Here is a 15,354-nt window from a genome sequence, read left to right on the forward strand (position 1 = left end):
TCAGTTGTCATCTTCAACAGTCATATGATAAGCGGTTAAAAATGGGCGGTCCGCATAGTAATCAGGTGGCTTAACAGACGTATTTTTATGTGCTTGTTTAAAATGATCCGACGTTTTCCAGTTTTCGAAATCCTGTACAGAGCGCCATTGTGTAAACACAACGTAGGTATTTCCTTTTTTCGGTTTTAACAGACGAAATGCTTGAAATCCTGGCATCTTTTCCATATCGTGCCTTCGGTTTTGAAACTGATGTTCAAAAACCGGTTGACCTTCCTCTGTTACAGGTATGTTATTCATAACGACATAACCTTCCGCTTGTATTTCTCCATTCTTGATTAAAATATCATAGTCTCTTCCAGATACAAAAATGCTTTTCGCTTGATCTTCATAATAAGCGAGTGAACTAGATTCAGCATGCATCAGCCAAATCCTTTTACCTGAATGTTTATCAATTAATTTTTGCAAAAAATCTGCGGTACCATTTGTCATGTGAGCAAGCATTGGATTGCCTCCTTTTCTATTTAAATAGTTTGGCGGGACGATAAGCCCAAAAATTTCGTATGCGGTTACATAGACTGTAGGAATGTCTGAACAATTTAGTGTGTTTTAATTCTGGATGCGGTTTCTGCTTTTTAAGTGTGAAAACGACTTTAGTGCTAAGATTTCTCGTGTTGCTTTACAGAGGAAGCAAGGGTGCTACTACTATACTAACTTAGTGAATGGGTTCCAAGTCAAATGATAGCTTCTTTATTTTATAAAGATATGTACATTTTCCATTAACTAATGTGATGAAGGTTACTTCTGATTTTGAGCTGTTCCCATCAAATTGACTCGTGTATTTTCCTTAAAGTTTTCAGTTATTTGCTTGTCCCAACACATATTATATAACAAGAAAAAATTGAAACAATTATTATTTAATATGAAATATAAATACTTTAAGATTGTAGCATTGTGTCGTATAATGTAGGAGTGATAGTGTAGAGGTGAACCAATGAGCAGAATAGAGAGAAGGAAGAAGAAGCGCTCACGCTTATTGAAAAAATGGAAAATTATTTTATATAGTAGTTTATTATTGATAGTATTAGGATTCGTCGGTTATGCTGCGATTATATTTGGTGGTCGACTGATTGTTGATGATGAGCAGTTCTTTTTGGATGCAACGACAACGATTGAAACGAAGGATGGTAAGGTAATTGGTAGACTGTATAATGAAAATCGGACGTTGACTACGTTAGATGAAATTCCTGAACATGTGCAAGATGCTTTTATTGCCATTGAAGACCGACGATTTTATGATCATGAAGGAGTCGACTTTCGCTCTGTTTTTCGTGCCGTCTACAAAGATATTTTGGCAATGCAGAAGGTGGAAGGCGCTAGCACCATTACGCAACAGCTCGTCAAAAATTTATTTTTGAACCATGAGAAAACATGGCTTCGTAAAACAAAAGAAGTTATGGCAGCAGTTTATCTAGAGCAGACGCTGTCTAAAGATCGTATTTTAGAACTGTATTTAAATGAAATTTATTTTGGTCATGGTGTTTATGGTATTGCTACAGCTGCTGATTATTACTTTTCTAAAGATGTGACGGAGCTATCTATCGAGGAAGGTGCGCTGTTAGCAGGTCTTGTTAAGGCACCGAATGGGTATTCACCGATAAACCATCCCGAAAAAGCGATAAACCGTCGGAACACGGTACTCTATGCGATGAATGATGTCGGTGCTATAAGCTCAAAACAGCGCAATAAAGCAGAAAAACAGGAGCTGGATATACAAGTAAATAAATGGAATCCTGAGCCATGGTGGTCCGATTATACTGATTTTGTCATGAAGGAAGCAGCCCAAGAGCACCATTTATCATTAGAGGAATTACAACAAGGTGGTTATCGTCTGGTTGTTAATGTGGATGCGGACGCTCAAAAAATCGCTCACGAGCAATTTCAAAATGATACGTATTTCCCTGGAAGTACAAAGGATGTGCAAGGTGCTTTCACGATGATGGATCATAAAACAGGAGAGATTGTGTCTGTCATTGGCGCGCGAGATTTTACGTTTGGCGAATTGAATCGGGCGACAATTTCCAGGCAACCAGGTTCAACCTTCAAACCACTAGCTGTTTACGGACCTGCGCTCATGATGAAAGAAAAATATCATCCTTACACATTAATACCTGATCAAAAACGAACCTACGATGGTTATACTGCTAAAAATTATGATGATCAATATGATGGTGTTGTTTCGATTTATGATGCGGTCATTTATTCCAAAAATGCGCCTGCTGTATGGCTGTTAAACGAAATTGGGATTGTAAACTCCAAGAAATATTTAAAAAAACTCCATCTCCCTATAAAAGATGAAGGATTAGCAATTGCTTTAGGTGGTTTATCTACAGGGGTAACGCCAGCCGCATTAATGGAAGGCTATACCAGTTTTGCACAGCAAGGGAATGTGGTAAAAGCTCATTCTATTCACCAGATTATGGACCAACAAGGACATAAATTGTTTCAAGCAAAATTAGAAACAGAAAAAGTATTCAGTCCTCAAGTAGCTTGGAATATGACAGAAATGCTACAACAGACCGTTAAGTCAGGAACAGCGACTGCAGGGAGCTTTGAAAAAGCATTAGCTGGGAAAACGGGTTCGACACAGCACCCGCAAGTGAAAGGAAAAGTGAAAGATGCTTGGTTTGCAGGGTATACACCAAAATATGCCTTGGCATTGTGGATGGGTTATGACCAAACAGATAAACAACACTATTTATCAGGTGGAAGTGCGTACCCGACGAAACTGGCGAAGGCGATCTTAACTAAACTTGATCAACAAGAGCCGTTGGCGGATTCATTTGTTAAACCAGAGGAAGTGGCTGCTTTACCTAAACCGATTGTACTTCCAGAGATTAAACATGTACGAGCTAACTACGCTTTTGGAAGTCTGGCATTATTTCGAGGGAAAATAACATGGCAAGGGTCAGACGATGAGCGAGTCATATATCGAATTTACAGGGAAGAAGAAGGAATTGATAAACGGATTGGCGAGGTCGAAGGAAAAACGGAATTTACTGTGGAAGATGCATTGCTAAACGCAAAAGAGTACTATGTTGTTCCGTATGATCCGTTAACGAAAACAGAAGGTGCTCCGTCTGAAACGGTAACCCTTAGTTGGTAATCATAATTTAGACAAAATAATGACAATTTCCAGGCAATACTATACACATTTCTAAGTAATGGTTATAGTTAGATTGGAAATGAAGAACGTGAAAAAGGATGGATGGCATGTCAAACATATTTAATGATACAATTATTCGAGCTTATAAAGGGGAGGCTACGAATTATACACCTGCTTGGTTTATGCGCCAGGCTGGAAGATCGCAACCTGAGTACCGGGAGTTAAAGAAAAAATATTCGTTATTTGAAATTACCCATCAGCCGGAATTATGTGCGTATGTAACAAGACTACCAGTTGAAAATTATCATGTTGATGCAGCAATTTTGTACAAAGATATTATGTCTCCACTGCCTGCAATAGGAATTGATGTGGAAATCAAGTCAGGTATCGGGCCAGTGATTCATAATCCGATTAATTCCATTCATGATGTAGAAAAACTTGGTACCATTAATCCGCAAGCAGATGTGCCTTATGTACTCGATACTATTCGCTTGTTAACAGAAGAGCAGTTACAAGTACCTTTGATCGGTTTTAGTGGAGCCCCCTTTACGTTAGCAAGCTATATGATTGAAGGAGGCCCATCAAAAAATTACAGTAAAACGAAATCGTTTATGTATCAGCATCGAGACGCGTGGTTTTTATTAATGGATAAGTTAGCCGATATGACGATTACGTATGTTGATGCACAAATAGAAGCTGGTGCCCAAGCAATCCAGATTTTTGATTCCTGGGTTGGCAGCTTAAATGCTGCTGACTATCGTATTTTTATTAAACCCGTGATGACAAGAATATTCTCTGAACTTCAAAGGCATGGGGTTCCATTAATTATCTTCGGTGTGGGGGCTCGTCATCTATTAATGGAATTTAATGATTTACCAGTGGATGTTGTCGGGCTTGATTGGCGCACATCGATACAAGAAGCAAGAAAAATGGGTGTAACAAAGGTACTGCAAGGGAATTTGGACCCAGCCATTTTGTTAACAGAATGGGAAACGATAGAGAGACGAACGCAAGCAATCCTGGATGAAGGCTTAGCGGATGGGAACCATGTATTTAATTTAGGACATGGTGTAACGCCAGATATTCAGCCGGCTACGTTAAAACAGCTAACTGCTTTTATTCATGAATATACCAATCGAGAGATGTAAATAAAACGGAAATTTTTTATTTGAGAGGTGTGGAATCATGCAAAGAAAGAGAATGGGATTATTAGTTATGGCTTATGGAACGCCATATAAAGAAGAGGATATTGAGCGTTATTATACACATATTCGCCATGGTAGAAAGCCTGAGGAAGAGGCACTACAAGATTTAAAAGACCGTTATAAAGCAATTGGCGGTATTTCCCCACTAGCAAAAATTACGAATCAGCAAGTGGAAAAGCTGGAAGCGACCTTAAATGCCGTCCAGAATGAGTATGAATTTAAAGCATATACTGGGTTAAAACATATTGAACCATTTATTGAGGATGCAGTTCAGCAAATGGCGGAAGATGGCATGGAAGAAGCAGTATCGATTGTTTTGGCGCCACACTACTCTACATTTAGTGTACAATCCTATAATAAACGAGCTAATGAGGAAGCTAAAAAACACGGCATCATGATTACTTCTGTAGAAAGTTGGTACGATGAGCCTGGCTTTATTAAATATTGGGCTGATCAAATTGCTGATGTCTATAGAAAGATGACAGAAGAAGAACGAGAAAAAGCTGTACTTATTGTTTCCGCACATAGCTTGCCTGAAAAAATCTTGCAGAACGGTGATCCATATCCGCAGCAATTAGAAGAAACAGCAAAATTGATTTCAGAGGCAACTGGGATTACGAATTATGAAATAGGGTGGCAAAGTGAAGGAAATACACCTGATCCTTGGTTAGGACCAGATGTACAAGATCTCACGAGAGACCTTTATGAGCAAAAGGGGTACCAAGCGTTTGTTTATGCTCCAGTAGGATTTATTGCGGATCATTTAGAAGTATTGTATGACAATGATTATGAATGTAAAGTGGTTTGTGATGAAATAGGTGTTGCTTATTATCGTCCGGCAATGCCAAATACACATCCGCAATTTATTAACACATTAAGCGATGTCGTATTAAAACAAGTAAAGCGTGAAGCAAATGAATAATCCGAAGCAATTCGTCGTTATAGGTGGCGGAATAACCGGCTTATCTGCCACTTACTATTTACAAAAAGAGATCGCTGAAAAGCAGCTTCCTTACAAGGTAAAGCTTGTCGAGGCAAGCAGTCGATTAGGAGGCAAAATAAGGACATTGCAACGGGATGGCTTTACTATCGAACAAGGTGCTGACTCGATGTTAATTCGAAAAAACCCTGCTATGAAATTAGTAAACGAGTTAGGACTTGAGGATCAAATCGTTCGTAATGCTACAGGTAAATCCTATATTTTAAAAGGTAATAAATTCCATCGTATGCCACAGGACACATTTATGGGCATTCCAAAGAGCGCTCGTTCAGTGTTGTCTTCCACATTAATCTCTCCAAAAGGAAAAATGAGGGCGTTAGCAGATTTGTGGAAAGGAAAAAGAAAAGATGAGACGGACGAATCGTTAGCAGCTTTTTTTAGACGGCGCTTTGGTAATGAATTGCTTCATAATCAGATTGAAACGCTATTATCTGGAATTCATTCGGGAAACATTGAGGAAATGAGTTTAAAAGCATCCTATCCACAATTTCTCCAATTGGAAAAAGAGTATGGTAGTTTAATCAAAGGATTAAAGCAAACCATTCCTCAAGCGAAGCAGGAAACGACGAAGGAGCCTGCACCAGGTGCGTTCTTTTCATTTCAAAACGGATTAGGTACAATAGTTGATCGGTTAAGGGAAACGATTGGCGAAGAAAACATTACTTTAGAAACAGCAGTGGACCATATTGAGAAAAAAGAACATGGCTACCATTTATTGCTAAGTGATGGGGGCGTATACAGAGCAGACGCTGTGATTATGGCTACACCGCATTTCACAGTGCCAAAAATGTTCAGTCAATATGATATCTTTAAACCATTTTTAGATGTTCCTGCCACGTCTACAGCGAATATAGTGTTGGCATTTGATAAGGTGAAAATAAAGAAGGATATAGATGGAACAGGTTTTCTTGTCGGTAAAAACAGTAATTATCACATTACTGCTTGTACGTGGACGCATAAAAAATGGCCATTAACGACGCCGGATGGAAAAGTTTTGTTGCGTTGTTATGTTGGTAGACCTGGCGAAGAAGCAATTGTGGAAGAGTCAGATGATGCTTTGACAAACCTTGTATTAAAAGATTTACACAAAGCAATGAAATTAAAGGGAAATCCTATGTTTAGTGTTGTTACGCGTTGGCGAAATGGCAGACCACAGTATACAGTTGGGCATTTAGAAAGACTTGCTGAAATAAGAAAACAAGCTGCTACGCAAATTCCAGGTGTCTTTTTAACAGGTTGTTCCTACGATGGGCAAGGTATTCCCGACTGTATCGAACAAGGAGAAAGAACGGCTCAGGAAGCATTGCATTTTGTTTTACGTTAACAAAGTTAATTCTTACTTAATAGTTTGCCGATAGACGTAGTTTTTCTTAAAGAATAAGAAAGTATAAACTTAGGTGCTTATGGATAATGAAATAACCGAATAGTCACGTCCACACATGATCCCAGCAACGATACGAATTTAGAAATGCGCCCTACGATAAGGCCTCATCGGTTCGCGGCAAAGAGGAAGGCCGACTAAAACCGGGCTTGCCGCTCAGGCGTCGGCATACCCCTGTTTTTAGTGGCATGATTCCTTTATCTTTAGTTGATTCGTTCCATTCGCTACGTTGCTAAACGGGCGCCCTGCGCCTTTGTTCAACTATAAAACCCTAATAAAATTTTATACATTCCTATAGTGCAAAAAATGAAGAACCCTAAAGCTAGCTTTAGGGTTCTTCTCTCATCAAGGAAAGCTATACAAGTTCACTTTATCCCGTATATAAAGTGCTTGTAAGACTCTCACTTCAGGAGTTGGATAACCTGTAGAGCAACAAGTCTAAGTGGGAGATTAACAGCACCTAAATACCCCGATTCGTTCCTCTAACAATCAGTGGGGGATGAGTGAAGATTCACTTTATCGCTCCTGCTTCTCTTCTCGATAGCTTGTTTCCAACTGATCAACAAGTGAACCTACGAAGGCAACAGCTTGCTTAATCGCATCTGGTGTGGACATATCTACACCAGCTTTTTGGATCAAGTCGAGTGGTTTAAGCGTTCCTCCTGACTCTAACACTTCTATCCATCGTTTGGCTGCGGGAGCGCCTTCTTTTTGAATCGTCTGTGCTACAGCGGTTGAAACTGTTAACCCTGCGGAGTACGTATAAGGATAGAGACCCATGTAGTAATGCGGCTGGCGCATCCAAGTGAGCCCTGCTCCTTCATCAATCGTAACGGTATCTCCCCAGAAATTTGCTAAAGCTTCTATCTTTTGCTCGGAGAGAACTTTTGCAGTTAAAGGCGTTCCACTTTCTGCTAAAGTATAAACTCTTCGTTGAAATTCAGCTTCAAGTAAATGCGTAACAAAATTATGATAATACGTTCCTAATAATTGGGTGATAATCCAGCGTTTCATTCGCTCATCATCTGTCTTAGCTAATAGATGATGAGCAAGCAGAAGCTCATTTAATGTAGAAGGTGCTTCAATAAAGTATGTCGAAGGACGCGTATTAAATAAAGTCTGTGCTTTTCCCGCAAAGTAAAAATGCCCTGCATGGCCTAATTCATGTGCTAATACAAATGCTCCGCGCATCGTGTCTGTCCAAGTAATCAGAATATACGGGTGTACTCCATAAGGGCTCGAACAGAAAGCGCCTGTTGCTTTTCCGACATTATCAGCCAAGTCGATCCAACGATTTTCGATAGCTTGTTTCATCACTTGTTGATAGTCTTCACCCATTACACCAAGAGCTTCAATAATAGTAGCTGTTGCTTCTTCGTATGTTGTTACCGGATTAAAGCTTGGGTCAAGCGGCGCTTTTAGGTCACACATATATAGTTCATCCAGACCTAGCTGCTCTTGTTTTAAGCGCGCAAATCGTTGCATATGAGGTGCGAGTTCTGTTTGAATAACATCAAGCTGATTATGGTACATATCTGTTGTAACTTGCTGCGGATGTAATAGCATATCGGTTACATTGTCATAATGACGTTGCTGCGCCATGACGACTTGCTTGGTAACCTCTGTTGCATAAATAGCAGCGTATGTATGCTGATATTGCTGAAGAGTTTGTACAAAAGAGTGATATGCGTTTCTACGAGCAGTGTTGTCTGCTGTTAGCTCATAACGATCTTCATATAATGCAGCAGACATAGGAAGTTCATTGCCTTGTTCATCAGAAATTGACGCAAATACCATATCCGATGATTTGCTTCGCTGATAGATCATATATGGAGCGTTATGCACTTCTGAAAGAGCAGCGAGCAGTTCTTCTATTTGCGGAGATAAAGTATAAGGCTTCTTTTCTATCAAGTCGGCAAGCATTTTGCGGTAAGTTGCTAATGCAGGGTGTTGTTTGACAAATTCACCAATTGTTTCGGTAGGTATTTCAAGAATTTCCGATTGAATAAAAGAAAGCTGTGCCTGGATTTTTGCTAATGCTTGAGCAACTTTTGCACTGTCTTGCTGACGAGTTGGATCTGTTCCATCGGTACTGTTTCGTAAATTAGCATAAGTTGCTACACGGATAACCCTTTTTTGAAAAGTCTCGTATGCTTCCATGCATTGATGCAGTGTGGAAGCCTCTTTTCCTAATTCTCCTTTATAAGAACTGAATTGTTCCACATCTTGCTGAATCGCTTGTAATTCATTCTCCCAATCCGTATGTGTAGAAAATAAATCCGTAAGATCCCATATGAGTTTTTCCGGTACTTCAGAACGTTTTTGTCGTTTAACCATTCACGCTTCCCCTTTCTTAAATAAAAAGTAACTATTACCTAGACATAAAAATTACGTGTTACGAAATATTGTTTTTATATCATTATATTATAATGGCAGGAATAATGATAGATGTTTTAAGAAAATTTAGTAATCGCCAACCAGATGGTATTGAATTTTCTAATTTGTAACGATATTAGAAAGGATTTTACCCAGAACAAAGGCGCGGGGCGCCCGTTTAGCAACGTAGCGAATGGAACGAATCAACTAAAGATAAAGGAATCATGCCACTAAAAACAGGGGTATGCCGACGTCTGGGCGGCAAGCCCGTTTTTAGTCGGCCTTCCTCTTAGCGACGAACCGATGGGGCCTTATCGTAGGGCGCATTTCTAAAGTCGCATCGTTGCTGGGCGCTGAAGCCGGACGTGGCTATTCAGTTATTCCCTTATCCCAAAGCAACAAATTTTATACTTTGTATGAAAAAGAACTCTATTTAGCACTCTCTAACTCATATATTTTAGACAGTATTTTAAGAATCTAAACATTATAAAGCAAAAGTTTTTCATGATAGATGGTGGCTCGCGCTTTAGGCGAGCCATGGTGGTTTCTTATCTTATTAGAAAAACTTGGCTTGTCGCCAAGTCTTATGGTGGAAGCCTATGTTTTTCTCATACTATAAACCAAAAAAATCTTATACTTTCCTATAGTGTAAAAAAGGATTCACTGCATATTTGATTGGTAGTACCGCGATGGTATGAACGAAAGATCTCTGAGCTGAGCCAGACATTACTGTAGTTGGATCTTCCATCCACTCTCTTAAGCTTTAACTTGCAGGATGGAAGGGATGGTCTTACAGGATAAATTCTTCTATCTGGCTGGATGGTCGCAATCATCACATAAATTTCCATAGCAATCTGCTTTTTCAATCATATCATGACCACATTTACTACATTTTTTCTTAGGTAGGTTTCTGAAAAACTCAAGAACGTTCATCATTAGGAATTCCTCCTCTTAAGTAATTATGATTCATTGTAATATAACAGTATGTAAAAAGTCAATACTGTGTTACAACAAAAATGTTTATTTTTTATAATTACTGATAATCTGTGGTATGGATACCATCAAATAAAGCCTATAGTATAGGGGAAATGAGATGAGCGTTTAACTAATTGTGGCTGTATTATAACAATTTCTGTTTAAAACGTATGTCTGATGTTTTTGTGAAGATAATGTTCGTAAAGTTTATTAAAATGATGAATTCTATTATTTTGTAGCCTTTATCCATGTATACAGTTTGTTACTAAAAATATTCTATACGAGACTAAACGTGTTTAAATTTTTAGTATATTTTCGTTTTAAGAAACCTAGAGGGAATTCTTTTGCTTCCTTATGCGTTTTTTATTAAACTATAAGTGGATATACAAAAAAGTTGTTAAATGGATTTCAGCAATAGCGGCGTCTGTTTGGATCTGCGATATAAAGTGAATCTTTCATCCCCACGGCTTGTTAGTATCGTAATGGTATGACCTAAAGCCCTCTTACGAAATAGGGCGTTTAGGTGCTGTTATCTCCCACTTCGATTTGTTGCAGCATGTATTCTTCAATTCTTGTAGTGGGAGTCTTACAGCACCTTATATGCGAGATACATGTATTTCTATCTATCACCATCGAAATGACGTACGCGAATTTGTGCACTTTTGTCGGATTTCTGGATCAGAACTAGAAAAATTTTATTTTCCAAACGTTGGAAGGAGCATACTAGGTATGAAATTTATAGATAATAAAGGTATTTTAGATCCGTCTATGAACTTAGCGTTAGAACAATATATTGTAGAAAACTTTGGTGAAACAGACACATTTTTGCTGTTTTATGTGAACCAACCTTCCATTATCATTGGGCGAAATCAAAATACCATTGAAGAAATAAATACACAATATGTCAACGAGCATGATATTAAAGTGGTGCGTCGTTTATCTGGCGGTGGCGCTGTTTACCATGATGAAGGAAATTTAAACTTCAGCTTTATTACCAAAGATGATGGAAACAGCTTTCAAAATTTTGCTAAATTCACACAGCCGGTAGTAGAAGCTTTAAATAAATTGGGCGTACCAGCAGAATTGAAAGGGCGTAATGATTTAGTTGTAGAAGGTCGTAAAATTTCGGGGAATGCTATGTACGCAACCAAAGGAAAGATGTTCAGTCACGGAACGCTTATGCTTGATTCAGAAATTGAAAATGTTGTATCAGCTCTTAAAGTCAATAAGGAAAAAATAGCGTCAAAAGGAATTAAGTCTATTCGAAGCCGTGTAGCAAATATATCCGAATTTCTGGAACAAAAAATTTCTATGGATGAATTTAAACAAGTCATTTTACGTCATGTGTTTGATGTAGAGGATATCTCCGAAGTTCCTCGTTATGAATTAACAGAAGAAGATTGGGAAAATGTGAAGCAAATTTCTCGTGAACGCTATAATAACTGGGAATGGAATTATGGAAAGTCACCTTCGTTTAATATTCAAGCCTCCCATAAATTTGATGCAGGTCTTGTTGATGTCCGTTTGGATGTGAAAAAAGGAATGATTGAAAACTGTAAAATTTACGGTGATTTTTTTGGAGTCGGAGAAATTAGTGTCTTGGAAAATAAATTAATTGGTGTTCGTCATCAACAAGAAGCGATAGAAGAAGCATTAGCAGATGTTGATGTCCCTCGTTATTTAGGAAAGATAACCAAGGAAGACTTTATACATTTAATTTATTAATGTGAAAAAAACGGTAACTAAGTGAATACTTTTATATAATGAAATTTATTATCTAAACGTGGGTATGAGCTCCAAAACTATATTGGACTCATGCCCTTTCATTTTTCTACGGGCTGATAATGCATCTCTTTTTGACAGCGTTTCCGCTTGATTTGAAAACGCACCTCGTATATAATTGAATTGTTTAACGATTCGTATAGTTTTGACGGGGATATGTGAAAGAGAAAATTTCAAGCTCCGCTAAAATGAATGATTATTCATTCATTTTTAGTGAGTAAGGGGGAATAATATGAATATCAGCGAGCAATTGTCCATAACGGCACAGGAATATGCGGAAAAGCCAGCCTACATTTTTGAGCATAACATGACAAGTTATCAAGAACTTAATCAAGTGGTGACATTATTTGCCTCTGGTTTGGCGTCGCTCGGCTATAAAAAAGGTGACCATATTGCTTTGGTGGTTGGGAATAGTCCGTATTATATTATTGGTCTATATGGTGCTTTACGCCTAGGCTTAGTAGTTATCCCAATCAATCCATTATATACACCAACTGAAATGAACTATATATTACATAATGGCGATGTACAAGCTGTCATAACGTTAGACAGATTGTTAGAAAAATTTCAGGCTATGGATCGTGAGTTAGATATTTCGCATTATATTGTTTGTGATTCCGGGGCAGAGGAACAGACAGTATCGATTTCGCAGCAAAAAATGCACGCTTTTTCAGAAGTTCTTCAGTTGGGGAAGCCTCATTTTTTCGGTCCAGAATTACATAAACATGATCCGGCTATTGTTTTGTACACATCAGGTACAACAGGTGCACCAAAGGGAGCGGTGCTTTCCCACCATAATCTATATTCCAACGCAAAGGATGTAGCTGATTATCTAAGTATAAATGATGGGGATAAAGTAATTGCGGCTTTACCTATGTTTCATGTGTTTTGCTTAACAGTGTCGGTTAATGCACCATTAATGAATGGAGGAACCATTCTTATTCTACCGAAATTCTCACCATCTGCTGTATTTGCATTAAGTAAAACATATCAAGCAACCATTTTTGCTGGTGTACCAACCATGTATAATTATTTATTACAAGCAAAAAGCAGTGATCAAGAAAATCCATTTTTAACTATTCGCTTCTGTATTTCTGGAGGTGCTTCTATGCCTGTAGCTTTATTAAAAGGATTTGAGCAAGCCTTTGATGTGAAGATTTCTGAAGGGTATGGGTTATCCGAGGCTTCTCCAGTCACTTGCTTCAATCCATTAGACCGTCCACGTAAACCTGGATCTATTGGTCGTAGTATCCAAGGAGTTGAAAATAAGGTGGTGGATGAGTGGGGGGAAGAAGTGGCTACTGGTGAAGTAGGCGAATTAATTGTCCGCGGACCAAATGTCATGCTAGGTTACTACAAACTTCCAGAGGAAACAAAAGCAGTTTTAAAAGATGGTTGGTTATATACAGGGGATATGGCGCGCATGGATGAAGAAGGGTACTTTTATATTGTGGACCGCAAAAAAGATATGATACTAGTAGGGGGCTATAATGTTTACCCTCGTGAAGTGGAAGAAGTTCTTTATCGTCATCCTAATGTGGTAGAAGTAGCTGTGTTAGGTTCTCCTGATCCAGAAACTGGTGAGGCAGTACAATGTTTTGTCGTGACAGATAGTCCTAATTTAACGAAAGAGGACTTAACAGCATTTTGTCAAACCTATTTAGCTAAATATAAAGTTCCCGCAAATATAATATTTTTGGATGAATTACCAAAGAATACAACAGGGAAAATTTTAAGGAAAAATCTACGTGAACAAGTGCTTCAATAAAAAGAAGAGATTTGGTGTTTGCCGCAGACATCGAAGCTTTTATCCCGTGTATAAGGTGCTGTAAGACTCCCACTTCCGTATTTTGGATGATTTGTATTGCAACAAGTCTAAGCGGGGGCTAACAGCACCATAATGCCCTGTTTCGTAAGAGGTCTTTAGGTCATACCATTACGGTACTAACAAGCCGTGGGGAGAATGAAAACTCCCACTGGTGGAAGATTCACTTTATAGAGTGTAGAAGGGAGAGATTTATTATATGCTGCCTTCCCTTTTGGAGCTTAATCGATTAGCAAACTTGGTTTTTCCTTCTATGGTGAGCCTAGCTTTGTTTGATAACTTTTAAAATATAATTTTTGTTCGTTTTGAATAACGAATACATAAACGAAATAGAAAATTCGCTTTATTGTTGTATAGGAATCTATAAAATGAGGTGCTTGTGGATAGCGAAATAACCGACTAGTCACGTCCGGCGCATGAGCCCAGCAACTAGGCGACTTTAGAAATGCGCCCTACGATAAGGTCTCATCGTTTCGTCGCTAAGAGGAAGGCCGACTAAAAACGGGCTTGCCCCCCCCCAGACGTCGGCATACCCCTGTTTTAGTGGCATGAGTCCTTTATTTTTAGTTGATTCGTTCATTCGCTACGTTGCTAAACGGGCGACCCGCGCCTTTGTCCTTTCTTTTTCCACAGAAGTTTGGTAATTTAATATATAAGCCACTTTCTTTTCTACTAGGAAAGGATGAAAATATGTTTAACTTTTATACAGAACCCCCAGAAATCACCCCCTTTACTGCTGCATTGGTTGCCCAACGTGATTCTAATAATAAACCAATGACGATGGTGCTTGAAGAACAGGGAGAATATGCAGTTGGCTGTACACCAAGTAAGATGATTGACCATGCATGTAAATATTTTGGAAGTAGTCTTAAAGGAAGGCAAGATGGAACACGTGATATTTGTGGAATCACGCATAAAGCACCGATTACCGTCGATCCGCTGAGCGGTATGTATTTTTTCCCTACCATTTCTCCATCTAGTTCGCAGTGTACGTGGATTGCTCATTCCCATATTGACCAAGTTCAAAAAAAGGACGAATATGATACTGAAATTATCTTTCATAATGGAAAAAGCATTGTGTTAGAAATTTCATACGGATCCATGTTAAATCAAATTCAGCGAACAGCTCAATTCCGTTATTTATTAAATAACCGCCTCAAGTTTTTAAAGAAGCATATCGATCAACCAGAATTGATTTTTCCATCAACTCCTCAAAAATAAGTTTTACCTTCTTTCGGATGGCTGGATTAAAATAACTTCGTTTCTCCTCACGACCTTGACACAGAAACAAATAAGATGAAAATGAGTCGTTCTTATCAAGCTTCACAACCTGTATCTGTTTTTGTTGCATGGTTTTTCGCAAGCTTTTTCGTTCCTGAAGTGCGAGATGTTCCATTTTTTTTAAGACTTCTAAGTATGCCTCTTTTATTTTAAATGCTTTAAATCCCCCTGCTTGTAGGAAGTAAATATCTTGTTGGATGACAACAATAGTCATGGAAAGAAACAGAAAACGTGATGCTAACGCCAATTCATCTTCATTTAAGTAGCGCAAAAAGGCCCCTCCTTTTACGAGAACGTTTGTTCCTATAACGATAGTATATGCGATAGTCATAAAAAAATTCAATTCATAATGATTTAAAAAGAAAA

The 15,354-nt window shown here is 38.5% G+C and carries 11 protein-coding genes; 7 read left to right on the forward strand and 4 right to left on the reverse strand.

The window, feature by feature from the left end; all coding sequences use genetic code 11:
* Positions 1-501 carry an antibiotic biosynthesis monooxygenase family protein gene (locus tag KBP50_RS04910; RefSeq protein ID WP_050350265.1) on the reverse strand — a complete coding sequence of 167 codons (501 nt, stop codon included), beginning with the start codon at positions 499-501 and terminating at the stop codon, positions 1-3.
* Positions 502-991: 490 nt separating this feature from the next.
* On the opposite strand from KBP50_RS04910, the gene KBP50_RS04915 reads away from it, so the two are divergent.
* The 4 genes from KBP50_RS04915 to hemY all read left to right on the forward strand — a co-directional run bounded on the left by KBP50_RS04915 (position 992) and on the right by hemY (position 6,692).
* A complete protein-coding gene (locus tag KBP50_RS04915; protein ID WP_050350266.1) occupies positions 992-3,163 on the forward strand; it encodes a transglycosylase domain-containing protein in 2,172 nt (723 codons plus the stop codon).
* A 107-nt stretch (positions 3,164-3,270) separates the two neighbouring features.
* Positions 3,271-4,311 carry a uroporphyrinogen decarboxylase gene (hemE, locus tag KBP50_RS04920; RefSeq protein WP_050350267.1) on the forward strand — a complete coding sequence of 347 codons (1,041 nt, stop codon included), beginning with the start codon at positions 3,271-3,273 and terminating at the stop codon, positions 4,309-4,311.
* Between the two features lie 37 nt (positions 4,312-4,348).
* Positions 4,349-5,290 carry a ferrochelatase gene (gene hemH, locus KBP50_RS04925; RefSeq protein ID WP_050350268.1) on the forward strand — a complete coding sequence of 314 codons (942 nt, stop codon included), beginning with the start codon at positions 4,349-4,351 and terminating at the stop codon, positions 5,288-5,290.
* The gene (gene hemY, locus KBP50_RS04930; RefSeq protein ID WP_050350269.1) at positions 5,283-6,692 is read left to right on the forward strand and encodes a protoporphyrinogen oxidase; all 1,410 of its coding nucleotides are present in this window, start codon (positions 5,283-5,285) and stop codon (positions 6,690-6,692) included. Before hemH ends, hemY begins: the two co-directional genes overlap by 8 nt.
* 573 nt (positions 6,693-7,265) lie before the next feature.
* Here hemY and pepF read toward each other — a convergent pair.
* Positions 7,266-9,086 (reverse strand): oligoendopeptidase F, encoded by a 1,821-nt coding sequence (gene pepF, locus KBP50_RS04935; protein ID WP_050350270.1) that lies wholly within the window; start codon positions 9,084-9,086, stop codon positions 7,266-7,268.
* Positions 9,087-9,932: 846 nt separating this feature from the next.
* Complete coding sequence (gene yhfH / locus KBP50_RS04940; RefSeq protein ID WP_072741007.1) at positions 9,933-10,061, reverse strand: protein YhfH; 129 nt, start codon at positions 10,059-10,061, stop codon at positions 9,933-9,935.
* 768 nt (positions 10,062-10,829) lie between these two features.
* Between yhfH and lplA the strand changes: the two genes are divergently transcribed.
* From lplA to KBP50_RS04955, 3 genes are all read left to right on the forward strand, one after another.
* Positions 10,830-11,825, forward strand: a complete 996-nt coding sequence (gene lplA, locus KBP50_RS04945) for a lipoate--protein ligase (RefSeq protein WP_050350271.1) — start codon at positions 10,830-10,832, stop codon at positions 11,823-11,825.
* Between the two features lie 289 nt (positions 11,826-12,114).
* Positions 12,115-13,650, forward strand: a complete 1,536-nt coding sequence (locus KBP50_RS04950; protein ID WP_050350272.1) for a fatty acid--CoA ligase family protein — start codon at positions 12,115-12,117, stop codon at positions 13,648-13,650.
* A gap of 747 nt (positions 13,651-14,397) precedes the next feature.
* Positions 14,398-14,928, forward strand: a complete 531-nt coding sequence (locus KBP50_RS04955) for a competence protein ComK (protein ID WP_050350273.1) — start codon at positions 14,398-14,400, stop codon at positions 14,926-14,928.
* Here the strand turns inward: KBP50_RS04955 and KBP50_RS04960 are convergent.
* Complete coding sequence (locus KBP50_RS04960) at positions 14,864-15,259, reverse strand: YhjD family protein (RefSeq protein WP_050350274.1); 396 nt, start codon at positions 15,257-15,259, stop codon at positions 14,864-14,866. The two genes, KBP50_RS04955 and KBP50_RS04960, sit on opposite strands and share 65 nt — an antisense overlap.
* Positions 15,260-15,354 lie beyond the last annotated feature (95 nt).

The organism is Virgibacillus pantothenticus (assembly GCF_018075365.1).
Lineage (GTDB): Bacteria > Bacillota > Bacilli > Bacillales > Amphibacillaceae > Virgibacillus > Virgibacillus pantothenticus.